12 protein-coding genes are annotated in these 25,306 nt (G+C 44.0%); all 12 read left to right on the forward strand.

The features are described 5' to 3' along the window. Nucleotides 1-141 precede the first annotated feature (141 nt). Nucleotides 142-3,108 carry a sensor histidine kinase gene (locus KCTCHS21_RS04895; RefSeq protein ID WP_130605492.1) on the forward strand — a complete coding sequence of 989 codons (2,967 nt, stop codon included), beginning with the start codon at nucleotides 142-144 and terminating at the stop codon, nucleotides 3,106-3,108. A 105-nt stretch (nucleotides 3,109-3,213) separates the two neighbouring features. Then, on the forward strand, nucleotides 3,214-4,620 hold the full coding sequence (locus KCTCHS21_RS04900) for an extracellular solute-binding protein (RefSeq protein WP_130605494.1): 1,407 nt from the start codon (nucleotides 3,214-3,216) through the stop codon (nucleotides 4,618-4,620). 77 nt (nucleotides 4,621-4,697) lie between these two features. Then, entirely contained in the window at nucleotides 4,698-5,618 is a 921-nt protein-coding gene (locus tag KCTCHS21_RS04905) for a carbohydrate ABC transporter permease (RefSeq protein ID WP_130605496.1), read from the forward strand. A 5-nt stretch (nucleotides 5,619-5,623) separates the two neighbouring features. Further along, nucleotides 5,624-6,472: a carbohydrate ABC transporter permease gene (locus tag KCTCHS21_RS04910; RefSeq protein ID WP_130605498.1), complete on the forward strand. Its 849-nt coding sequence runs from the start codon at nucleotides 5,624-5,626 to the stop codon at nucleotides 6,470-6,472. A 29-nt stretch (nucleotides 6,473-6,501) separates the two neighbouring features. Then, complete coding sequence (locus tag KCTCHS21_RS04915) at nucleotides 6,502-8,703, forward strand: DUF6259 domain-containing protein (protein WP_130605500.1); 2,202 nt, start codon at nucleotides 6,502-6,504, stop codon at nucleotides 8,701-8,703. A 34-nt stretch (nucleotides 8,704-8,737) separates the two neighbouring features. Beyond that, nucleotides 8,738-14,488, forward strand: a complete 5,751-nt coding sequence (locus KCTCHS21_RS04920; RefSeq protein WP_130605502.1) for an S-layer homology domain-containing protein — start codon at nucleotides 8,738-8,740, stop codon at nucleotides 14,486-14,488. A 145-nt stretch (nucleotides 14,489-14,633) separates the two neighbouring features. Further along, complete coding sequence (locus tag KCTCHS21_RS04925; protein ID WP_130605504.1) at nucleotides 14,634-17,786, forward strand: alpha-mannosidase; 3,153 nt, start codon at nucleotides 14,634-14,636, stop codon at nucleotides 17,784-17,786. A gap of 354 nt (nucleotides 17,787-18,140) precedes the next feature. Beyond that, nucleotides 18,141-19,238, forward strand: a complete 1,098-nt coding sequence (locus tag KCTCHS21_RS04930; protein ID WP_130605506.1) for a hypothetical protein — start codon at nucleotides 18,141-18,143, stop codon at nucleotides 19,236-19,238. Between the two features lie 30 nt (nucleotides 19,239-19,268). After that, the gene (locus KCTCHS21_RS04935; protein WP_130605508.1) at nucleotides 19,269-21,506 is read left to right on the forward strand and encodes an NHL repeat-containing protein; all 2,238 of its coding nucleotides are present in this window, start codon (nucleotides 19,269-19,271) and stop codon (nucleotides 21,504-21,506) included. Nucleotides 21,507-21,560: 54 nt separating this feature from the next. Further along, nucleotides 21,561-23,897 (forward strand): FAD-dependent oxidoreductase, encoded by a 2,337-nt coding sequence (locus KCTCHS21_RS04940; protein ID WP_232058080.1) that lies wholly within the window; start codon nucleotides 21,561-21,563, stop codon nucleotides 23,895-23,897. Nucleotides 23,898-23,952: 55 nt separating this feature from the next. Then, the gene (locus KCTCHS21_RS04945; RefSeq protein ID WP_232058081.1) at nucleotides 23,953-24,702 is read left to right on the forward strand and encodes an SDR family NAD(P)-dependent oxidoreductase; all 750 of its coding nucleotides are present in this window, start codon (nucleotides 23,953-23,955) and stop codon (nucleotides 24,700-24,702) included. Continuing rightward, nucleotides 24,703-25,293: a carbohydrate-binding family 9-like protein gene (locus KCTCHS21_RS04950; RefSeq protein WP_130605512.1), complete on the forward strand. Its 591-nt coding sequence runs from the start codon at nucleotides 24,703-24,705 to the stop codon at nucleotides 25,291-25,293. It abuts the gene before it with no gap. The last annotated feature ends 13 nt before the right edge of the window (nucleotides 25,294-25,306 follow it).

The following is a 25,306-nucleotide window of genomic DNA, read 5'->3' on the forward strand; positions in this document are numbered from 1 at the left end:
AAAAAACCGAAGAAATCGTTAGATAAAGGATTGTAAATAGGCCACCTCTTCCATATATTAGTTTATGAGTATTTTTGTCCTCTAGTAGGAAATAGGGAACGATTGACTATCGCCATTAACGCAAAGGGGCGCAGAATAACGATGATAAAAAGTATGAGCACACAATGGGGACTACAGTTTCGAGTTATTACGATTGCAGTGCTCTTAAGCATAATTACTCAGTTTATGTTTACGTTAATTGCATACAGAAATTCACAAGAAATCGGCGAGGATATTATACAGCGCACGCAGGATTCAGAGTTCTTAAAGATTTATCAAAGTGTAAATATGGTGATCAACGATATGTATGCGCTATCAACAAGTCTGCAAGGGGCAGATTTTGTTGATTATGTTGTTAATTATTGGGGCCTTAAGGATAGCACTGATGCAAATCAACAACGCAAGAAATTAAATGATAGATTAAATGAAATCATTATTTCAAGTTCGATTATCGATCATGTTTATTTTCTTGGTAAATACAGCTATCAAAAACAGTTTTCTAAAAAAATAGGGGACAAAGAGTGGGAAAATATCTCACTTCCGAATATTGATGAATTGGAAAATTTGGGGGTGTACTCACAGCTTATTAATGACAGCGGTGTTCTTACTTATTATAAAAAGGGGGAGTTAACAGGGAACTTGAATAAGTTAGCAACCCGTCTTCCAAGTAAGCAGTACAATGGGATTAAAAGTTTTGTAGAGGATCGTTTAGAACAGAAATTTATGATTAGCAGTGGTTCATTAGGAGTTGGAAGCGCTGAAGCCAATATTATCATAACCTTACATCCAGATTTTATTAAAAGCATCATTCCAGAAAGCCGAGATTCTGATGGATTCATTACAATGCTAGACCAAAAAGGGAATATGTTATGGACAACCGCGACAGATGCAATGTTAATCAATCAAATTACATTAGAATCTCGTAAAGTGGACTCTGGAACATTTAGTATTCCCGGTCACAGTAGCAATTACTCTAACCGGTCTAAGGAAATGAATCCTTCTAATTTTAAGTTAGTTTACACGACCCATACAATAAGTAATAGTGTTGCGGAACGGCACTTGCTGCAAAACTATGTCATTTTGTCAATTATATCGTTAATTGTTGTCGTGGTGATTACTTATTTCCTTGCGTTTTATACTTTATACCCACTAAAGGCACTATCCAACAGATTAAAGCAACAAACAAAGCTGTTCCCTCTAAAAATCATTCAAAAACAATCAATATCAAAATGGATATTTCCATCTTTGCAAATGCGAGGGAAAATGCTGCTCATATTTTACGTGACCGTGTTTATCCCCGCCATTCTATCTTCCCTATTCTACTCACAATTCATGTACAGTTATTCTGAGCAACGGCTCAGTGAAACATCTAGTAGAGGGATTCAACAAACAATAAAGGGGCTTCAATTAAAGGCGGATTCGTACGAAAAAATGATTAGTTTGCTAGCGGTGAACAGTGGTATTCAGCAGTATTATCATCGATCAGGTGTATTGCCCAGAGAACCCAAAATGCCGGAAACCTATTATTCCTTAAATCGAAAAATAGAGGATATATCCTATTATGTATTGTACAACAATCAAGGGACAGCTTTGTATTCTTCGATATTCGCCAGCAACCCCAATTTACTAAATAAATTACAGCTGGACACCCAACAGTTCAACGAGTTAACGAATCAAACTGTATTTTGGCTACCTAATTCTCTTGATATATTCAAGCGTAAGAATTTGTCATTGGTTAAAAAGGTGCCTCTTATTGAAGGAGATTCAGAGCATCAGGGCGGCAATAGAGGGTATTTACAAATATTTTTTAAAGAATCCGCTTTTGGTTCCTTTATGTTCATGAATAATGTAAATATGATATTAACCGATAAAGCTGGAGATTTATTATTTCAAACTGACATACAGAAGGAATACTACGAAAAGGTAAAAAAAACCAAAGAAGAGAAAATACTTTCAAAAACGACCACTATTACTTCAATGCCTATTCAATTAGTGGAGGATGTACACCAGACTATTCAAAGCGGTTATATGGATGAATTACAGTGGAATTTTTATATATTTCAGCCTGTTGAGGGCATAATTTCAAAAATTCGTGAAATGTCTTATCGGTATCTAGTCGTTGTCGCCGGTCTTGGTGTTCTTATTTTCGTGATTGCTTGGGTATTTGCTTATTATATCCACAAGCCAATGGAACGGCTGCGTAATCGTATGGAAAATTTTCAGCTTTGGTCCAATGATGTGAAATTATCACCAACTGCTAATGACGAAATAGGTCAATTGATAAGAAGCTATAATGAAATGGCTATTCGAATCAATCAATTGGTTACGGAAAATATGAAAGTAATGGAAGAAAATGCGAGCAACAAGCTTCGAGAACAGGAATTGATTGCATTAAAGACTAAAGCAGAGCTGTATATGCTACAGCAGCAAATTAATCCTCACTTTTTATATAACGTGCTTGAGGCGATCAATATGAGATCTGCCCGCTATGGTGCTACAGATGTAAGTACAATGGTTTCAGCTCTGGCAGATATTTTCAGATATTGCACCGATCTTGAAACCGAATTAGTCATTCTGGCTACTGAGATAGGACATGTTAAAAACTACGTAAAAATACAAGAAATTCGTTTCCGAGATCGATTTACAGTTGAATGGTTCGTGGATGAGAGAACACTAGATGCCCCAGTATTGAAATTTATTCTACAACCAATCGTAGAAAATGCTATTCAACATGGCTTTGCGGAATTAAACCGAAGGGGAATTATTCAGGTTTATATTACAATGCAGGAGAAAAGTCTAGTTATAGAGGTTAAGGATAATGGGATAGGGATAGAAAAAGAGCAGCTTAATAAGATAAAGCACTCATGGCAGCAAGGCAATCAAGGTGAATTGCCCTTATCGTTGACGGATGTTCGCAAAGGTTCAAGTGGCGTAGGTATGCGAAATGTTTATCGACGGCTCAAATTGTATTACCACAATGAATCTGAGATGGAAATCTCAAGTGAATTGATGAAAGGGACAATAGTTACCATTAGTATTCCCCACAATCCTCATAATATCTCCGAATAAATCGTAAGATTGCTTGATTGTGACGCTATTCTGGACTCCATATAATTAAGGTAGAACATGCGCATTGTTCAAGCAGGACAATAGAATAAAGGGGATATAACAAAGATGATGGGGAAAAAGACTAGTATTATATTACTTTCTTCAATGGTTGTTCTCAGCAGTGCTTTGTCTGCATGTAGCTCGAACAAGGCGACAAGTCCAAATTCGACAGACGCTACTTCTACACAGTCAGCTGATCCATCGCAATCAAAGGAAGTCGTTACCATACGGGTTCAAATGGGTGACGGTGAGTTAACTAAAGAACAAATTCAGGAATTTAATGACAGCCATCCGAACATTAAGGTGGAGCGTGTAGATGCGGATTATAACAAGCTGATGGCGATGGTGGCCGCTAACAATGCTCCTGATATTATTCGTGTAACTGGAGCTAATGAGCTTCCCTCTTACGTGCTACGAGGATTGGCATTAAATTTGACAAGTTATTTTGAAAGCAGTGAAGTTTTCAAGAAAGATGATTTACTGCCTATCGTTGATGTATTTAAATTTAACGGCACTACCCAAGGACAAGGAGACATGTATGGTGTTCCTAAGGATTGGTCGCCGGATTTCACGATCTTTTATAACAAAAAACTATTTCAAGAGGCCGGAATTCCGCTTCCAAGCGCAACAGAGCCTTTAACGTGGGATCAAATATTTGATTATGCTGGCAAGCTGACGAAAAAAGATGGCGATAAAATAACGCAGCATGGCTTTCTTAATTTTCTTGGCTATGGCGGTGCAGGTGACATAACGCCAACTCAAGAGACGTTGATTCTGCAACTGCAGCAGCAAGGCAAGTCTTTATTCGATGAACAAGGGAAGGCGAACTTCAACAGTCCTGAAGCCATCGCCATCTTAAAGCAATGGGTCGATGCTGTAAAAGCTGGCTATGGACAAAGTCCGCTAAATCCAGCCGTAGAATGGTCACCTATCTTATTCTCTGACAGTAAAGTAGGCATGATCATGGCTGGATATTTCCTCTCGAATTTTTTTAAGGAGAACGAGAAGTCGAAGGATCATCTAAGTGACTTTGCATTAATGCCTACACCAGTAATGGCTGGCGGAACCCAAATTTCTGCGACAGGTGCTGCTACAGGTGGCATTATCTACAGTAAAACGAAGCACCCGAAAGAAGCCTGGGAAGTATTTGAATGGTATTTCGGAGGTAAACCAGCGGATGACCGTGCAAAGAGCGGTAATGGATTGCCAATATTTAATTCCAAGATGGCTCTTTTGCCTCAGAATAATGATTTTGAGAAACAAAGCTATGAAGTCGTACAAAATGAGCTTAAGCATCTTCAACCATTAAAATTTAATAACTTCATTTCTGCGCAAGGTATGCAGAAGATATTCGAAAAGCTGATTGTTCCGGTCTATTTTGACAAGGACACATTGGAATCTGCTCTAGAAAAAATGAATACAGATGCGAATTTGTTAATTCAAGAGGGTAAAGAAATTGCAGGCGTTAAATAAGCAATAGTTGCCAGATGCCCGTTGGGGGCTAACATAGCTCTCAACGGTAATGGTAATGAATTAAGGAGCGTTAAAGCATGAAGCTTTTCAGATATAGTCAGAGAACGAAAGAACAATTAGAATTTTATGCTTTGATCTCGCCCTGGTTTATTGTTTTTCTATTCCTAACCTTGTTTCCACTTCTTTATGGATTGTATTTAAGCTTTACTAACTTTACCGGATTAAATATAGATACGCTTAGAAATGTAGGCTTTAACAATTATCGCAGAGTATTTGCAGATAACGATGCGGTCTATTCACTAACGCGTACTTTACTAATTACAGTAATTAATGTCCCGTTAACAACAATAATAGGGTTTATGCTTGCATTAATGTTAAATTACAAGGTTAAGGGCGTCGGGATTTATAGCTCTATTTTTTACTTACCAACGATTCTCCCAATCATGGTAACAGGCATTATTTGGCGGGTTATCTTTACTAAGGATGGTGGCATTCTTAACCAAATATTGGACTTTGTAGGCATAGCCCCGGTCAATTGGTTAGGCTACGATAATATATCGATCTCTCTACTCATTCTGCTAGCTTGGGGTAGCGGAGGCGGGTTGCTCATCTATCTTGCAGGATTAAAGGGGATTTCTCAAGAGCTGTATGAATCTGCTTCCATTGACGGAGCAAAACCGTTTCAACGCGTAATGAATATAACGGTTCCACTGATGACGCCAGTCCTTTTCTTTAATATTATTATGAGCATTATCAGCTCGTTGCAAATTTTCATTCAGCCCATTGTTTTATCTTCTAATACTACTAATTTGCTGGCAACACCTCTTCGTCCTAATTACTTATATTCAATCCATGCTTTTCAACAAATTTTTGCTTTTCAGAGATATGGGTACGGCTTGGCGATGCTTTGGCTGTTGTTTGTGGCCATTGTGCTTCTAAGCATTATTGTTTTCTATTCGAGTAAGTACTGGGTACACTATGAAGTTGATCAGGGGTAAATGAAATGATAAAACAATCTGCACTACAACCAAGCAAGCTTTCCCGGGGTCTACTTTATTTTTTTCTTCCCGTTTTAGGATTCATATTTGCTTTTCCTCTTTTGGCGCTGGCAATAAATTCTTTACAGCCGATCAATACAACGTTTGCTTTCTTTCCTACAAATTTTCGCTTTGAGAATTTCAAATCGGCGGTAGAGCTAATCCCATTCGGAAAATATCTAGTTAACTCAGTCATTATTACGGGAATTACCGTTATATTACAATCGTTCATTAGTGCTATTGTTGGATATGCATTTGCAAGAAAGAAGGCCAAAGGGAAAACGATATTGTTTTTTATCGTCATCTCTACCATTATGCTTCCAGGGATTATTGCTCAAATTCCAACCTATGTTTTGTTTAATAAATTTGGTTTATTAAATAGTTTTCTCCCTTGGGTATTGTGGGGATTGGGAGGTAATGCATTTTTTATCTTCTTGTATCGTCAATTTTTTGCGGGTATTCCCAAAGATTTGGAGGATGCTGCACGTATCGATGGCTGCTCATCTTTAAGCATTCTATTTAGGATTTTTCTTCCTATATCTATACCAGTATTAATAACAACCTCGATTATGGCGTTTAACAACAGTTGGGGCGGAGACTATCTGACACCCTATATGTTTCTGCAAGAAGACAAATATCCATTAGTTACTGCTCTGATACAGATCGGCTATGTGATGCCTGGCAATCCCGGTATTAAGCTTGATCAGATCTTATATGCTGCAGTCGTTATGTTCGTTGTACCGAGCGTTGTTATTTTCATAATCGGACAAAGATATATGGTGGATGGTTTTGTTAACTCTGGTATTAAAGGATAAGTATTTGGCTAATAGAAAGGAAGATTGTTTTGCGAATTATCGGAAAAAAATATGAGCTGCACCTGAATGAGAATACCGGATCGATTCTATCATTGATTAGTAATAACCGTGAATTTATTAAGAATGGCGATAAAGGCCGCCCTTTGTTTACGATTCGGTTTCGGGACAGAGAGGGCAAGGCAATAGATCTTACTGCATTGGATGCAAAACAATCATATTCTGGAAAATTAAGCGAAGAAATAAATTTCTACTACAAGCAGCTTGGAATCTATGAGATAGATGTCGAAGTGAAAGTCAACTGTCCGTATAACGATGCATTGATATATTGGAATTTGTCCGTCGTTAATCAGAGTGATCTAATCATCGAATGGATTGATTTCCCTGATATTGTTGTGCCGAATGATCTGACGGCAACAGGCGGTTCATCAAAGATTGTATGGCCCGCAATGGAAGGGGCATTAATTGAAGATGTGACAATTAGAGAGCAGGGCTGGTTGAAATATAAGGAAACAGGCTATCCAAGTAGAGGCTGGGAAGGCATTTATCCAGGGCCTTGTCCTACACAATTTATGGCCTATTACAATGAACAAGGCGGATTATACATTGGGGCTCATGATGAACAAGCCAATGTGAAGTCCATCGAGTTTAGGGAATATGACGATGGGGTAAGATTGCAATTTCGGTTGTTTGCTGAAGGATTTGGGCGAGGAACTTACAGGATGAATTATCCCATGGTGCTTGGTGTGTTTCAAGGAGATTGGTGTGATGCCGCAAGCCTGTATAGAGATTGGTATCAGTCATCTACTGCTCGTAAAGCACCAAAGCTTGAGCACAATCCGGATATTCCACAATGGCTGCTAGACTCGCCTGTTATCGTAACCTATCCTGTTCGAGGGACGAAGGATGTTGGGAATATGGACCCCAATGAATATTTCCCTTACAGCAATGCCATCCCTGACCTAAAGAGATTATCAAAGGCTTTTGACAGTAAAGTCATGGCATTACTTATGCATTGGGAAGGCACTGCGCCATGGGCACCACCCTATGTTTGGCCGCCATTCGGAGGAGAAGAGATATTCAAGCACTTTGTGGATCAGATGCATGAAGAAGGACATCTTGTAGGTTTATATGGTAGTGGCATTGCATGGACCAATGAAAGCTTGTTGGTTCCTGAATATAACAAACAGGCACAATTGGAAGCGGAAAATTTAAAGGAAATTATGTGTGCCCCACCTGAAGGGGAAATACCATTTTCATTGATTTGTGGCGGCGGACAACGATGGGGGTACGATATGTGCCCGACAAACGATTTTGTAACGAAAACGGTATCGAATGAAGTGAAGCATATTCTCGATAGCGGATGCGACTACATTCAATATTTCGATCAAAACCTAGGTGGCCTATCCTATTTATGTTTTAACGAAAAGCACGGTCACCCACCGGGACCTGGCAAATGGCAGAAGGAAGCTATGATTCATTTGTATCAGCATTTACGAGAATTGGTTGAGGAATCAGGTCGTAAAGTGTTGATTGGCTGTGAAGCGGCAGCGGCGGAGCCCTTCATTCCAGATTTATTGTTTAATGATATGCGATTTAACATTAATTTGTGGGTCGGAACCCCGATTCCCCTCTATCAATTTGTCTATCATGAGTATGTAAACAATTTTATGGGAAATCAGAATACGGTCGGTTCTTCTATTGACCTTAACCGGTCTCCGAACAATATCCTTTGGCGTACAGCTTACTCGTTTAACGCTGGTGATATGATGACAGTTGTTCTGAGAGAACATGGAAATATTCATTGGGATTGGGGTACAGAATGGACGGAATCCCTTCCTGATCAAGACCATATCATGAATCTCATTCACAATCTGAATGGATGGAGAACAGGCTTTGCTAAGCCTTATCTTGTATTTGGCCGTATGGAGAAACCATTGGCATTGCTGTGTGAACAAATTGAAACCATATACATGCAGGATGGACATCAGTTGAACAATCCGTCATTGTTGACAAGTTTATGGAGAAGCTCTGGCGATCAATTGGCACAGCTCATTGTGAACTACACTCCTAATCGTCAAAGTGGAGTCATTTTCTCGGAAGAACGAGCGGGAACAACGACGGATATCATAACAAGTGTTGATGGTAGCCAAATGATTCAGAAGAGATTTTCGGAGCAAGGACAATTAAGTGTTGAAGTGGAGCCATTAAGTGCAATAATGCTGATGCTTTAACAGCATATACAATAGATTTAAGGAGGCAATCATAATGGTTAAAAGATTATTAGTCATTTGCTTGATTGTAAGCGTTTTCTTTTCTGGATTTAGTACGTTTCCAGGGTTAACTGCTGGGGTTGCTGCGGCAGAGGAGTTGACGGATCATGATATACCAGACTGGGGATTCGGGGGTAGCGCGCAAGCGGACTATACACTGGACAAGAGTACGGTTCATGAAGGCAGCTATTCATTACGTCTATACAACCGGACTCCGGTTACGCCAAATGTATTCTATAACGCCTTTCAAGAGGTTCAGGTGAAGCCGAATACAACCTATGAACTCAGTGTCTGGGTCAAAGCGGATAACGCTTCGACGGTATGGTTTGGTGGAGGCCCTGGGTGGAACTTACGGAAGTATGTTGCAGACAATCAGGATACTTATAATTGGAAAAAGGAAACGATTTCTTATACAACAGGTAGTGCAGAAACAACCTTTACTTTTAGAATCGGTCTTGAAAATATTACAGATCATATTTGGTTCGACGATATTTCAATGGTTGAAGCAGGAACAACGGAAAATCTGATTCAGAATGGTGGCTTTGAAAAGAAGCGTCTACCTGATGTTACTTCCAATCAGCAAGCGGGAGAGGTTCTTGTAGGTACGGAAGTACAATTACACAGCAGGATTGCTGGAACGGAAATCTATTATACAACGGACGGGAGCGATCCACGCACCTCAGCAACAAAGCTGGTTTATGCGCAGCCTATTTCCATTACAAAAACGATGACAATAAAAGCGTATGCAACAAAGATAGATTCGCTCGATAGTCATGTAAGCAGCTTTCAATATGTGATTGGAACCGGAATTACCGGCGAGAGCATTCTGGATTTGGAATTGTACAAAAATAAGCTCGGTGAAGGAAGAAAAGCTCCAATATTGAAGGCTAACAATATACAGGTAGATGGAAATCCCGACGAATGGTCTAGCTATACAGGCATAAAGCTTCCATCCAATATTCAAAAGCAAGTCGTGCTCCCAGGGTGGGGCGGCGAAAGTGATTTGTCTGCCAATGCCAAGTTTGCTTACGATGATAATTTTTTCTATATGACTGTAAAGGTAAAGGACAATGTGCACTATTCTGTTCCAAATGAAGCCATGTGGGTTGGGGACAGTGTGCAAATCGCCTTCAGTCAGGATGGAGTATATGGTCCTGAATACGCTTTTTCATTATACGAGGGGCAGCCGCAGATTTGGAGATATGCCTCAGGCAGCGCCACTATGGATAAAAGTTCTGTAACTTATCAGGTTAAACGAATAAACGATGAGACAATTTATGAAGCCAAGCTCCCTTGGCTGGCGATATTCGACACAAAACCATCGGTAGGAGACAGTATCCCATTCACAATGCTTGTTAATGATAACGACGGCGATGGGAGAAGAGGGTGGATTGAATGGACTTCGGCCATTGGACGTGGTAAAAATCCCAATGAAATGGCGGAACTTCAGCTTGTATCGGAAGAAGATAAATGGATAGTCTCTATTGAAGGAAACAGAGGCTTTGCAGCTGACGATGAAAACCCTTTTGCGATTTATGTGCCTAATTTCAGCAATCAACCCTTGCAGGTGAAGGTAAACTCAGATTTCTTCCATCTGGTGAATCAGGATGTGGTGATTCCAGCCCAATCTGTCTGGAAAAAAGACATTTCTCTTTCGGTGCCAATGAGAGGGGATTATACGGCTGATGTTTCCGTGCTCGACGAAACAAGTGGTATTTCGAAGCGGGATGCGCTGCAGCTTAGAGTTTCTAGCAATCCAAATGAACTACTTAATCGATTAACTGTGCTAGAACAGAAGCTTCCTGCTCTAGAAAGTCTGTTATCTTCAGCTGAAGCCCAGCAGATTCCAATTGACTATGAAAAAGTAAACGTTACAGTTATCAAAAATTTCATTCAATACGGCAAAGAGGACATAGAAAATGCCTATCTCGACCGGGCATATTATTATGCTAATGAGCTTGATAAGCTGTATAACGAGGCTGAAAGTAATTTACAAGCCTACTTACAAGGAACTAAAACACCGCTGCAAGCTCCCCGTTATGTGAATGGAAGCGTGGAGATCCAAGGGAATTCCTTTATTGCCGACACGATGATCACGGGATCTAATGAAGTTGTTCGCCGGCCTGTGTTTTTCAACGGCTACCTTGGCTTCGGACAGGTGAGAAAGGATATTACTCAGTTTGCAGATTATGGAACTAATGCAATACAAATGGAGATAGGACCCAATAGTGTGATTAAATTGAAGGATAGCTTCTCCGATTGGAATATATATCTGTCAGGAGGCGTTCAAGCCAGTGCAGTGTTAGATCGTACTGTTAGTCATTCGGGGCAAGCTTCTGTGCGAATGAATAGACAATCACCAATCAGTCCGAATGTATTTATGAATATTTCGCAGACTGTTGCTGTGAAACCCAATACCCATTATGAAATGAAAGCCTGGGTAAAGGGGGAGGCTGTAACGAATACATGGTTTATGGGAGGTCCGGGATGGGTATTACGTAAGTCATTTCCTGAAGGAACTTACGACTGGACCGAAGTGACGTATTCGTATACGACCGGTGCGAATGAAACAGAATTTACGTTTATCATCCTTACTGATGATGCAATCGGAAACGCCTGGTTTGACGACATTAGTATGACCGAGCAAGGAAGTGTGGACAATTTATTAATTAATGGAGACTTTGAGCATAACAGTTTTGTAGATTTAAATAATGAGCATTATTTAGGCGATACATCAACAATTAAGAATGATGTTGTTAAAACGCTACAAAAAGCAGCAGACAATAATATTGCAGTAAATCTACTTCTTTCGCCGCATTACATGCCGTCATGGGCGCTTGAAAAGTGGCCGGAAATGAAAAGCGAAAGCGCAGGTTTTATTAAATATAATATTAGCAATCCGAATGCGAGGGCAATCATCGAAGATTATTTGCGCGTGCTTATCCCTCTAATTAAGGATTATCCATCCCTACAGAGCATCACATTAAGTAACGAGTCGGTGTACCAATCTTACAGGGACGAATACAACCTTCCAGCATGGCAGGAGTACTTGCAGGAAAACTACACAGATATTCAGCAGCTTAATAATACTTATCATACGAGTTATGTATCGTTTGCTAATGTTCCGCTGCCTGCTTCTCCAGCACATACACCATTCTTTTATGATTGGGTTAAATTTAATAACAAGCTATTTTCTGAATGGCATAAATGGATGGCGGATATTATTCATGAAATAGCACCTAATATTCCTTTGCAAGCTAAAGTAATGAACGGGGCCTTAAATGATATCGGTAATCTGACGTGGGGTGTCGATCCAGAGCAGTTTGCAGAATTTAGCCAGATTAATGGAAATGACAATGCCAACTACTATGGCGATGGACCAGCAGGGTTTTCAAATGAATTGAAGTTTTACGATTTGCAAGCTTCCTTAAAAAAAGCACCCGTGTTTAACTCTGAAACTCATGTCATTATGGATGGCGCTGAGCAATATATTCCCGTAATAGCTTCTCACGTTAAATCTGTTTTGTGGCAAGGAGCAATTCATGGGCGCGGAGGAAGTACCATATGGGTATGGGAACGGACTTACGATACAAATAGTGACTTTAAAGGAAGTATCTTACATCGACCTGATGTAGTGGCTGGCGTAGGTAAAGTGAGTCTCGATATGAATCGATTGGCAGAGGAGATCACGGCATTCCAGGATGACGAAGCAAAAGCAGCAATTCTGTATGCAATGCCTGCGATGATATATGACAGGCCTTATCCAGAAGCGATCAATCAAGTCTATGATGCGATTTCTTACAGCGGTCTAAAGGTTGGATTTGTCTCTGAGAAGCAAGCACATGAAGGTGGATTGGCTGGAATCAAAGTGCTATTCGTTCCAGAGGTGTCTCATATGAATGCAGAAACGTTAGTGAGCATTCAGCAATTTGTGGAGCGAGGGGGCAAGCTGGTCGTTACTGGAAGCAATTCCTTGAAGTTTGATGAGCATGATCGTGCTTTGTCTGGTTCTATTCGTAATCAAGTTATGAACAGCTCCAATACAACATTAATTGCGTCCAACACGCTTGCTAAGCAGATTCGTGAAACAGTGACTCCGTTATTCGCGGAGGTTGGATTAAATGAAGTGGTGTTGATTGATGCGGCGACGAACCTTCCGGTTTATGATACGGAATGGCGCTCAGTCTGGCAGAATGGCAGATTGTTAATCAATATCGATAACTATTCGTCAGTTGTGAAAAGTGTCTACGTTCAAGTCAACGGACAACGAATAGGGAATTGGAAGGACCTGATAAGCTCCACAACGGCAATTGCAGAGAATACACTTTTGTTGTCCCCGTTGGAAACCCATCTTTTATCGGTAGAACCGACTGGTATTACACTAGACTCGGAAAGCTATACGATAAAAGTCGGAGAGACGCACGATACAGTCGTTCATGCAGTATTTGAAAGTGGAGTTAATCAGCCGGTCACTACAGCTTCAAGCTATGTTTCATCTCATCCAAACATAGCGACAGTAGATATTAACGGCAAGGTTACTGCAGTGGCTAAAGGAACAGCACAGATAACCGTTACCTACCACGGGAAGCAAGCGATTATTAGTGTGAATTCCGTTAGTGATGATACAACAGAAACGCCAAATCCACCAATTAACAATATTGGTGGTAGTAATAAAGATAACATAACTAAAGTTACTCTAGAGAACGGTAAAGCAGTAGCCAAGCTCGAGAAAAATCAGACGACGGCAACCGTTCCATTAACAGAGATTGGGGACCATCCTTTCCAAGTGCAGGCAGGGGCTGTGATGGTTAATATTGATCAGGTACAGCTAAATGCTTTGAGAAATCAGGGCGGTAATGAGGCAGGTGCAACCATTGAGGTACAGCTCAAGCCAGTGATCGAAACCGGTGGCATGAGTGCTTCATCTCAAGGAACAGCGCAGATCAAATTGGCAGGTCAGGTTTACGAGATTAGTGTGAGGTTGATAAAAGCAAACGGTAGCACAATTGAGGTTAAACAGATAACAGGCAGCGTAGAAATTACATTACCGTATGATGCCAATGGTGTTGATTCAGAGCTTCTCGGTATCTACTACTACAATGAAACGACCAAACAATGGGAGTATGTAGGCGGACAATTGAACAGTAGTGCGAAGACAATGACGGTTAAGCTACAGCATCTAAGTAAATATGCAGTTCTGCAATATAGCAAAACGTTTAGTGATGTGCCGGCTACGCATTGGGCTGCAAGGACGCTGCAAATACTGGCGGCTAAGCACATTGTGAACGGTGTGAGTGATAGCCTGTTCCAGCCTGCAGGAGAAACGACACGAGCGGAATTTGTAGCACTCTTAGTTCGCGCCTTGAACCTTGAAGCCGCTGAAGATGTGAAGGCATTCAAGGATGTGAAATCAGATGCTTGGTATGCAGGAAGCGTGCAAGCAGCTGTAAAGGCGGGCATTGTTACTGGTGTTAGTGTTGATCGCTTTGCGCCGAATGCTCCGATCTCGCGTGCGGAGATGGTCGTTCTAATTGCTAGAGCGCTTGGGTTAAAGGATGATGCGAGCGTAAAGGTTGATTTTGCCGACTCGAAGGATATCCCTTTATGGGCAATTTCTTCAGTGGCAGAACTGAAGCAAATGGGCCTCATTCAAGGCAACGGACACAATAGGTTCAACCCGCAGGCCAATGCAACAAGAGCAGAAGCGGCCAAGCTGATTCTGGGTACCATTAATCAACTGAAATAAGCATGAAGGAAGGGGCTCTAGGGCTTAAATCGCCTTAGAGTCCTTTTCCTGAAATAAATAGGATCAGATTAATAGAGCATGGCATGTTCTATATTTATATTGTACAGTTGGAATAGTTTAACAACTAAATGGAGTGTGACGATGGATGTTTTGGACAGAGGAAAAGCTAGAAGCGAGAGTTAAAGAGCTAGCGTCATGGCGTTATCGGGAGGCGCAGCGTATCGAGGTGTTTCGCGCGCTAGTCGATGAGGAAGGCGAAGTCGGGGTTCGTCCTCCGGAGGGGGGCCAGTGGCGTGACATGAAACAGGGCGACCGCTGGGAAGGAAGAGATCTTTATCTCTGGCTCGATGCCAACGTTTCTATTCCAGCAGCGTGGACTAACCGCCGTGTTGTCGGTTTATTTGATTTCGGGCTTACTGGCGCGGGTAACAATTCAGGCTTTGAATCTTTACTCTATTTGAATGGTGTGCCTTACCAAGGCGTGGATTCAAACCATAAAGAGGTATTTCTGCCTGAAGGTGCAGCGGGAACGACTGTCCGGGTCCAGTTCCGACTCTGGTCAGGACTCGAAGGGGGAGGCGAACCGCAGCAGCAGGAGCATCGGCTTCACCGCGCTGAAATCGTATGGCTAGACGAAGCAACGGATCGCTTCTATTATATGTCCAAAGCTGTGCTACAGACGATAAAGGTACTAAGCTCGGGTATCGCTGAGCGGACAGATCTATTAACGGCGCTTGATCGTTCCTTCCTCAGCATCGACTGGTCCCGACCAGGCTCGGAGCGCTTTTACGAGTCGATTAGTGCAGCAGAGGACGAGCTACGTCAGGCAATTGAGGCAATACCTCGCAACAACTCATCAGTGACGGTGCGATGCATTGGGCATACACATATTGATGTTGCATGGCTATGGCGGCTAAAGCATACGCGGGAAAAGTCTGCTCGCTCGTTCAGTACGGTACTCCGACTAATGGAGCTTTTTCCCGAATATGTGTTTCTCCAGACGCAGCCACAGCTCTATGAATATTTGAAAAATGATTATCCAGACATCTATGCTGCGCTGAAGGAACGGGTGAAGGAAGGTCGCTGGGAAGCGGCCGGAGGCATGTGGCTAGAGGCGGATTGCAATCTGACAAGCGGAGAATCCATTGTTCGTCAGTTACTATATGGTACAAAGTTTCTTCGGGAGGAATTCGGCACAGAATGTACCTATTTGTGGCTGCCTGACGTATTCGGTTATAGCTGGGCGTTGCCGCAAATTCTGCGGAAAAGTGGCATTAGCACCTTTATGACGACCAAGATCAGCTGGAACCAATATAACCGGATGCCGCATGACACGTTCCAATGGCGTGGTATTGATGGCAGCAAGGTGTTAACGCATTTCATCACGACACCTGAAGACAGTGATAATTGGTGGTATACGTATAATGGAGATATCACCGCTTCAAGCGTGCAAGGCATTTGGGATAAATATCGAGACAAAGAGGTTAATCGCGAGCTGCTCCTCTCCTATGGCTACGGGGATGGCGGCGGAGGTGTTAACCGCGAGCACTTAGAGATGCGTAGACAGCTAGCTAATATGCCCGGCTTGCCGAAGGTGGAGACAGGACGCGCGGATGAATACTTCGCTAAGCTACAGCAAACGGTTGAACAATCCGATCGTTATGTACATACGTGGGACGGGGAGCTCTATCTCGAATACCATCGCGGAACGTATACGAGTCAGGCGTATAACAAGCGGATGAACCGCAAGCTGGAGCTGCTCTCACGTGATGCGGAGTGGCTGCAGGTTTGTCGTGCTGCGCTGAGTGGCGATTGGTCGAACTATCCGCAGGAACAGCTCGATGAAAGCTGGAAAACCATTTTGCGTAACCAGTTTCATGACATTATTCCAGGTTCGTCGATTCCTGAGGTGTATCATGACTCGAGAGAAGAATATGAGCAAGCGAAGGATACGCTAGAAGATTGCCGCGTACAGGCGATAACTGCACTTTCTGATAAGGGGACTTTAGGAGACGATGAATATGTCATCTGGAATGCCTCCTCTTGGTCTTACAATGGGTTAGTCGCCGTGGAGAACTGCGCGAAGGATACAGCTTGGCGGGATGCCGAGGGGCGTTTGCTAGTGTCCGAATTTGATGGTGAGCGCCATTGGGTAAAGGTACAGGATGTACCTGCATTAGGCTTCGTTACACTCCGTCGTGAAGATTCGCTGGACGTGGAAAAGCAGGAAGTATCGTCCCCCTTCTCCATTCGTGATCGCGCAATCGACACCCCCTTCTATGAGCTGGAATGGAACGAAAAGGGTCAATTAACACGTCTATACGATCGCGCTGCAGGACGAGAGGTGCTTGCTCCCGGTAATCGTGCGAACGTACTTCAGGTATTCGAGGACAAGCCGAAGATGTTTGAAGCTTGGGATATTGATATTTACTATGGCGAGAAAATGCAGGAGATCGATGGGCTCGTTTCCAGTCAGGTTGAGGTGGGGCTGCTGCGTACTGTCGTTACATTCGTCTGGTCCTATATGGATTCTTCTATTCGTCAGCGGATGATTGTCTATGCGGACAACCGCCGGATCGACTTCGAGACAGAGGTAGATTGGCAGGAGCGTCAGGAGTTACTCAAGGTAGCTTTCCCAGTCGATATTCGAACGACAGAAGCGACCTATGATATTCAGTTTGGCAACGTTAAACGACCTACACATTGGAATACAAGCTGGGATTACGCGCGCTTCGAGACAGTCGGGCACCAATGGGTGGATCTGTCGGAGCATGGCTATGGCGTAAGTCTACTGAATGATTGTAAATATGGTCATGACATCAAGGATGGGGTCATTCGATTAACGTTGATCAAGTCAGCAACCTATCCTGATCCGGGGGCTGACCAGGGTGAGCATCTGTTCACCTATGCACTCTATCCGCATGAAGGGGATTGGAGAGAAGGTCATACCGCGCAGGCGGCATGGCAGCTGAATCAGCCTGTATATGCAACTGCTGGTCGCGCTCCGACACCAAAGTTCTCGTTGTTACGGCTTGTAACAGGAGATGCGATGATCGATGCTGTTAAACGTGCAGAGGATGGCATGGGGTTAATTGTCCGTTTGCACGAGTACAAGGGCGGAAGAAGCCAGATTGCGCTCGCAAGCGATGTACCGATTCAGTCTTGGCAAGAAACAGATTTACTGGAGCGGTCTTTGGAAACTGCTGCTCAGTCTGGTCCAATCATCTTAGATCTAGCGCCTTATGAAATTAAAACGATACGGATTTCGCTGATAGATGTAGCTGTATTTAGTAGCTAGCACATTAGTTCATACGTGTGCGACAAAGCCATTGTACTCACTATTTTAGATACCTCCTGCTGTCCATGTATTTCAGGACTAGCAGGAGGTATTCTCGTTTTAGAAGCCGACTAACTCCCCGCAACTCCGCTACCCCTCCCCCACCAGCACCAAACACGCCTAATATCAGCCTACAAATAATAATATTTTTCTTATATATAAAAATAATTCTTTATATAAAATAAATGATGTGATATTTTGGGAATAGTTGATTTCATATCAAGTTGGAGGTTTGTCCGATGAGAGAGAAGAAACGTGCCGCTGAAATGAGCAATTTTATTCCTGCAGAGCAAGTCAAAGAGGGTGCTCAATAGTATGGGCGGCGTAAAAAAAAGAGTAGCGGCGATTGTGACGGAGTACCGATATAATTCCCACGCAGAGGTTATCCTCGGGCGGCTGCTGGGTGATATGGGCTATCATCCGCAGGTTGAAATTGTTTCTCTATATACGGATCAGGTGCCCGTCAATGATATGAGCAGGGAAGTGGCTGCACGCTGCGGCATTCCCATATATTCAACCATTAGAGAGACCATTCAGGCTCCGCACGGTGAGAAGCCAATCGATGGGGTCGTTATAATCGGTGAGCATGGAAACTATCCGATTAATGAGAAAGAGCAGATGATGTATCCACGCCGGCGTTTCTTCGAGGAGACAGTTGCCGCTTTGTACGGGCTCGGTTTGGTAGTTCCTATTTTCTCAGATAAGCACTTAGCGTACAACTATGACGATGCCTTGTGGATGTATAACCTCATGAAAGCTAGAGGGATTCCCTTCATGGGTGGTTCCTCGATTCCACACTGCGACCATGTCCCGGCATTCGATAGGCAGAATTTGTTTTCTCTACAAGAAATTCTAGTTGTCAGCTCGGGTGGGCTTGAAGGGTACGGCATTCATGCAATGGAGGTGCTCCAGTCGCTGGTCGAGCAGAGAGAGGGTGGAGAGAGCGGTGTTCGCTCCATTCAGCTGCTTCGAGGCACGAATGGTGAAGCATGGTCCGCAATGGATCGAGGGGAGTGGCCTGAAGAACTAATGCTGCAGGCGCTAAGTGTCATTCCCGGTTTGCCTAATGCTCCATTGAGAGAGTTGGAGCCTGAGCCAGCCCTTTTCATTATTGAATATATAGATGGTACGAAGGGTTACATTATTCAATTCAAACAGCTAGTCGAGCAGTGGAGCTTCGCATTCCGCCATGGGCAGCAGCAGGTGACAGCGGCACTATGCGACAGTGACTTAGATCGCCCTTTTGCTCATTTTGAACGGTTGACCCAAATGGTTGAACAATTTTTAATTAGCGGTCAAGAGCCTTTTCCATTAGAGCGTACATTATTGACGACGGGTATGATCTGCTTCGCAATGGATTCCTTATATGAAGGAAAGAAGCTGGATACGCCAACACTTGATATTACCTATTAATAATCAGTCCTCATGAGGGAGGGAATTCCTTTGAAGCCAAATTTGCTAGCAGCTATACCAGAGCAACATGCCAGATTTATTCAACTGCCTAATGCGGAGGGACACAACGCTGTCTGGGACTTCGTACGCTCTCCAAATGGTCGATTTTATGTTACCGTCTGCGGGGAAAATGAAAAACCACTAACGGCTTTACTGTATGAATATGAACCGAAGACGGGTGCGCTGCGTTTAATTTTTGATGTGGCGAAAATATGGATTGTCAGCTCTGAGGAAATGCCGCCTAGTAAAATACATACGAGTATTGATTTCTTACCGGACGGACGGCTCATTATGGCTACCCATAATACGGCTCCTGCACCTAATCATAAGCAATGGATGTTCGAGCAGCATTATGAGCATCCGTGGGAAGGGTATCCCGGGTCCATTCTGATGATCGTGAATCCGGACACGAATGAAGTGCAGGTCAAAGGTATTCCTGTACCACGGGAAAGTATTTATGGAGGCATGCTCGGTAACGATCCGCGATACTATTATTTTCTCGGTTATATGAGGGGACATTTCTATAGAATTGATCTGGAAACGAATGAAGTGAAGGATTATGGCAAGGTGTCCGAGTTCTCTTCCTGTCGGCTGGTGAAGGATGCTCAAGGACGGTTTTATGGAAGCTCTTACACGGGCAGCTTTTGGAGGTATGACCCTACTACGGACGAGATAGAGGATTTGAAGCTTAGCTTCCTCCCTCCAAGTGGCACGAAGCATCGCAGACAATTCATATTTGCACTCCATACGCCGAGGAATACACTTCTCTTAGTCAGTAATATGGATGGGGAAATCATCGAGCTGCACCCTGAGACACTAGAGGTTACTCGACACGGGTCTATTTTACCGGATCATGTTCCATCTATTAATGGGTATGGCATTGGTGGCTTTGCAGCAGATAAAAACTTCGTAATCTACTATGGGCTTAAGACGCATGATGAGTACTGTCCAATTCGGTTAGTTCGCTGGGATCTTCTTGGTGGTGGGAAGCCGGAAAACCTGGGGTTAATTACTTGGGGCGGGAAAGACTCTCAATATATTTGTGAAATGATTTTCGACGACGAGGGCTTGCTTCATATGGTAGATGTGTGTGGGGAGTTCTCACCGTACATTTTGACCGTTGATGTCGACAAGCTAGAGCCGCCGGGAGTTGAGGCAGCCCATGCAGCTCTGAGACCTTATGTTGAACCAGATTATAACGGCGTCGGCAAAGCGGCCTTTATGCATATTGATGCAAAGGAAGTTAGCACATTGCCTCTACACCAGCATATGGGCTGGAAGGATACAGCAGTTAGCTACGTATATGCAGCTAGCGGTAGAGTGTATACCCTTGGGGGTCAACAAAGCCTGATTTTAACTGAGTCTGAATATTCCGGGAATGATCCACTAAGGATTAGAACGATATACGAAAATGGAGCGCCATTATCCAGCATTCAAGCTCACTCTAGTAGAGCATATGTGCTAACGACGGACAATAAAATACTTCTAGTAGATCTCATAGGTGGCAGCTGTGAAGAGGCGGTTGTAGTACCGCAAGAAATTAAGCTGAAAAGGCTTCTTCACGCTGATTTAGATGAGGGTGGGCTACTGATCAGCGACAGCGAAGGTTCCATTTTCGTATATTCAGAAGGTAGCTTCCGTAAGCTTAAGCAGCTTCAAATTCAGCCAGATGAAGGTCATATTATTAAGCTGGACAGTAATAGATTGCTATTATCCGGTCAAGATGATGAGATCGTGATCTACGATATTAAGGAGGAAAGCTCCGAGGTTTTGAACGTGAAATCGGCTTCGATTAGAGGCAGAATGTTCAAGGCGACAATTACGGGGGGAGTCGTTCTATCCGACGGCACTGTTGTAGCAGGAACCTTGGACGGCATGCTGTTCTGTTTAACACCGGATCTGCAGACAAGAACTGTATATGGCAGATTTTACTCCAATGGACAGCTGCGTCACTTCATTAAGCGCTCGAATGATGAGGTGCTTGGTATTTATGGGGGCGTAAAAGAAGCGGGGCATGTGTTCCATTATTCTCGCGAGCATGGCTTCGTTGACTTGGGAAGGCCGCGTATGATCAAAGATAATGCGGAGCTGAATGGTCGCGTTTCGGAATTTGGCAATATCCATCATATCTCTGCTGTGACGTATGATAACGAGGGAGATTGTCTTTGTGTCGCCTCTGCAGAATTGTACGGCTGTGTCATTCGGTATACCGGTGTCGTATTTCCTTAATTGGAAGTGAGAGTTCATAAACAGAGCATTCGCGCAAAGGCAGGAGGGGTACAAATGAGCGGAGTGGAATTCGTTACAAAGGGTATGCGGGAAGTGGAGGAGCAGTATGATATTGTCGTTTGCGGTGGCGGACTTGCGGGATTCTCTGCTGCGGTCGCTGCAGCTCGTCATGGGGCAAAGGTATGTCTCGTGCAGGATCGTCCAGTATTTGGAGGCAATAGCTCTTCCGAAATTCGCGTACCTCCGCAAGGGGCGGCTAGTTATCATGCTTATGCTCGAGAGACAGGCATTATTTCAGAGCTTTTAATTGAGGAGCGGGCGATTAATCACGAAAGTCCGATATTCGATAACGGCTATATTAACAGTGTGTGGGACATGGTGATGTACAACATGGCAGTGACGACACCAGGTCTTACTTTCCGGTTGAATTCATCGGTTACGGATGTTGTTCTAAGTGACGAGCGAACAGTAGAAGCGGTAGTAGTGCGTGTCAACCATGCCGAAACCGAGCTACTGCTAAGAGCGCGTACCTTCATAGATTGCACGGGTGACGGTGTTGTGGCAGCGCTTGCGGGCTGTAAGTGGCGCTATGGAACAGAGGGCCAGGAAGAATTCGGTGAGCCTCATGCTCCGTTACAGGCAACTGATGCGGTAATGGGTAGCTCTATCCATTTTAAGGCCAAAAACGTGGGGTTCCCAGTGCCTTTCACTGCGCCGGATTGGGCAGTTTATTATGACAATCCTGACTTCTTCTGGAAGCGGGGCAGGGGTGTGAATCCTTACAGTGGCTTCTGGTGGATTGAATTGTCCGTGCCTTGGCATACGATTCATGACAATGAAACCTTGCGGCATGAATTAACGAGGCATGTACTCGGTATATGGGATTATATTAAAAACCGCGATCCTGTTCTCATTGATGAAGCTCAGAATTATGCGTTGGACTGGATCGGTCAAGTTCCCGGAAAGCGAGAGAGCCGCAGAATTATCGGCGAATATCTGATGACGGAGCATGATGCGCTTCAAAAGACGGAGTTCCCGGATGAGATCGCATATGGTGGCTGGTTTATCGATCTACATGAGCCGGGGGGACTACTGGCTGAATATAGCGAAAAGTCGGCTGTTGAGGAGCATGAGACACAAGATTATATGGCAAAGAGTTATGTTGGCCCGTTCGGAATTCCTTTGCGGATTTTAATTGCTAAGGATATGAACAATCTCATGATGGCAGGGCGCAATGTCAGTGTCACGCATGCTGCACTCGGTACCGTGCGAGTCATGGGTACGACCGCGATAATGGGGCAAGCAGCGGGAACGGCGGCCGCACTTGCTCTTAGAGACGGTATACATGTACGAGAGGTACCGGATAGGAACATTCGCGAGGTTCAGCAGGCATTGCTGCGAGACGGCTGCTTCTTGCCGAATGTGGTGAATGAGGACCCAGATGATTTGGCTCGCAAGGCAGCAGCGCGTGCGAGCAGCGAAGCAACACTTGCCCCAGTCGGACCTGGGCCGCAGCGGGATGATAAGAAAACGCAGGATGATGTGCTGACCAAGACGAGGGGGCAATGGATCGCCGTTGGAGCGGAGCGCATTGATTCGGTTTCCGTATGCGTCAGTAATGATTCGAATGAAGATCATGTCGTTGAGGCCCGTATTTACGTAGTAGACCATCTGTGGGATTATCGAGTGGAGGCAGGGCAGCCTTTAGCTACAACTACCCTAACGATATCACCCGGCAAGGAAATGTGGGTGGATTGGTCTGTTGATCTGAATGTGCAGGAGCTACGTGGAACTTATATTCGATTAGATGTGCTCGCGAATCCATTCATTCGGTGGCACTCAGCAGCATCAATTGAACCCGGTCATGTAAGTGCTTACGAGATCGGGGAAGGGAAGATGCGTAAGCTCGGCCCAGGGGTGATGATGAGCTTGCGGGTGGAGCCTCCACAGTGCTGTTACGAGGCAAGTAATGTGTTAAGCGGAGTAACGCGTCCTTATCGCAATACAAATCTCTGGCGGTCAGACCCGACTGAAGCTTTGCCACAATGGTTAGAGCTATGTTGGGATGAGCCAGTAGAGCTAGGGACTATAGAGCTTACCTTTCCAGGCAACTTGCTACGTGGATATACTCTAGATCCTTCGTTCTACAAGGATCCGCAGTGCCCGAAGGACATTAAGGTTGAAGCCTACGTCGAGGGACGTTGGATAGAGCTTGCGTCGTTACTAGGCAATTATCAGAGAAGACGTGTTATTACGCTGCAAACATCTGTCCTTACCGATTTATTGCGTGTGACGGTGCTTGCAACGAATGGTGACCCTTCTGCTGGAATCTATGAAATCAGATGTTATTCGAGCGTATCCGGGAAAGAAACGGATCGCGGCGAGCAATAACCTGCTTGATCCATATCTGTATCCGTAACTTTTATAGTAGTCAGGAGGAATAGCAATGAACATGCTACAGGATAAAGTCATATTGATAACAGGCTGTTTGGGCTCGCTTGGTCGCTCAGCTGTCGCTATGTTTCTAGATAGGGGGGCGACAGTTTACGGCTGCGATCGAATACCGCTGGATCCCCTTTCCGAAATCGGACAATTGCAGGAACAGTACAGTGAACAGCGTTTCATTTACAAGCAGGCGGATATGTGCGACGAGCTGGAGGTACAGGCAGTCATAGCCGATGTTGAGTATTGCTTCGGGAAGCTAAATGGCACCTATCATAATGTATATACGAGCGGGTGGAAGCCAGCAGTGGAAATGTCCCTAGAGGAATGGGACAACTGTATCCGAGGCACACTTACAAGCACATTTTTGTTAAATAAATATGCTATTCCTTTGCTCATCCGTTCTGGAGGTGGCTCTATCGTCAACACATCCTCCATTTTGGGTCAGGTTGTTAAGAAGGAATCTCTTGCTTATGGGGCGGCTAAAGCTGGTATGAATCAGATGACGCGGGTTATCGCAGCTGAATACGCGGAGCAAGGTATTCGTGCTAATGTACTTGTGCCTGGGGACTTCGATACGAAAGAATCGAATGCCCGCCAGTCGGAGCAACAGAAGGCGGCTATGAAGAACATTGCTTGGCTTGGCCGAAGTGGGAATACGGACGAAATTAACGAAGTAGCTGCATTCCTGTTATCGGATGCTTCGTCCTATGTGACGGGATCACTCTATCAAGTTGACGGGGGTTTTCACTAAATGAAAAATATAGCTTGCTCTTACGTTAAGTACGATGACCAGGTATGGGGGAGCCTGCCAACTGAATCACTGGTTGATGTGGCGACCGGCGGAAAGGTGCGCCAGAGAACTCTGCTTCAGACTTGCTGGGATTCGGAGGCTATCTATGTCCGGTTTGAATGTGAGGACGATCATACAGTTGCCGATTACTTGAACCGGGACGATCCACTCTATGATCAAGATGTCGTAGAGATTTTCCTTGATGAGGAAGGCTTGGGACAGAGGTACATCGAGCTTGAAATCAGTCCTAGGAACGTTATTTTCGATGCCATCATTCAGAATCATGGTGAGAAAATCGATGTCAACAAGGAGTGGGATGCAGAGGGCCTTGAGACAAGCGTTCATACAGAGGGAGAACTCCGTATTTACTTAATCAAGCTTCCATTTATACATTTCAAACAAACACCAGAAATAGGTACACAGTGGCGCGTGAACTTCTATCGAATCGATGATAATCGGGAGGGGCAGCGCGAATTTCAGGCATGGTCACCGACTGGCGCAATTGATTATCATATTTCGTCTAAATTCGGCACCCTCATCTTTGAAGGGTAAGGTGGTGTATACA

Source organism: Cohnella abietis, from assembly GCF_004295585.1.
Classification (GTDB): Bacteria; Bacillota; Bacilli; order Paenibacillales; family Paenibacillaceae; genus Cohnella; species Cohnella abietis.

Excerpts from the sequence above, each read along its gene's own strand:
- KCTCHS21_RS04895 (WP_130605492.1), top strand. The coding sequence starts at position 142 with ATGATAAAAAGTATGAGCACACAATGGGGACTACAGTTTCGAGTTATT.
- KCTCHS21_RS04900 (WP_130605494.1), top strand. The coding sequence starts at position 3,214 with ATGATGGGGAAAAAGACTAGTATTATATTACTTTCTTCAATGGTTGTT.
- KCTCHS21_RS04905 (WP_130605496.1), top strand. The coding sequence starts at position 4,698 with ATGAAGCTTTTCAGATATAGTCAGAGAACGAAAGAACAATTAGAATTT.
- KCTCHS21_RS04910 (WP_130605498.1), top strand. The coding sequence starts at position 5,624 with ATGATAAAACAATCTGCACTACAACCAAGCAAGCTTTCCCGGGGTCTA.
- KCTCHS21_RS04920 (WP_130605502.1), top strand. The coding sequence starts at position 8,738 with ATGGTTAAAAGATTATTAGTCATTTGCTTGATTGTAAGCGTTTTCTTT.
- KCTCHS21_RS04925 (WP_130605504.1), top strand. The coding sequence starts at position 14,634 with ATGTTTTGGACAGAGGAAAAGCTAGAAGCGAGAGTTAAAGAGCTAGCG.
- KCTCHS21_RS04930 (WP_130605506.1), top strand. The coding sequence starts at position 18,141 with ATGGGCGGCGTAAAAAAAAGAGTAGCGGCGATTGTGACGGAGTACCGA.
- KCTCHS21_RS04940 (WP_232058080.1), top strand. The coding sequence starts at position 21,561 with ATGAGCGGAGTGGAATTCGTTACAAAGGGTATGCGGGAAGTGGAGGAG.
- KCTCHS21_RS04945 (WP_232058081.1), top strand. The coding sequence starts at position 23,953 with ATGAACATGCTACAGGATAAAGTCATATTGATAACAGGCTGTTTGGGC.
- KCTCHS21_RS04950 (WP_130605512.1), top strand. The coding sequence starts at position 24,703 with ATGAAAAATATAGCTTGCTCTTACGTTAAGTACGATGACCAGGTATGG.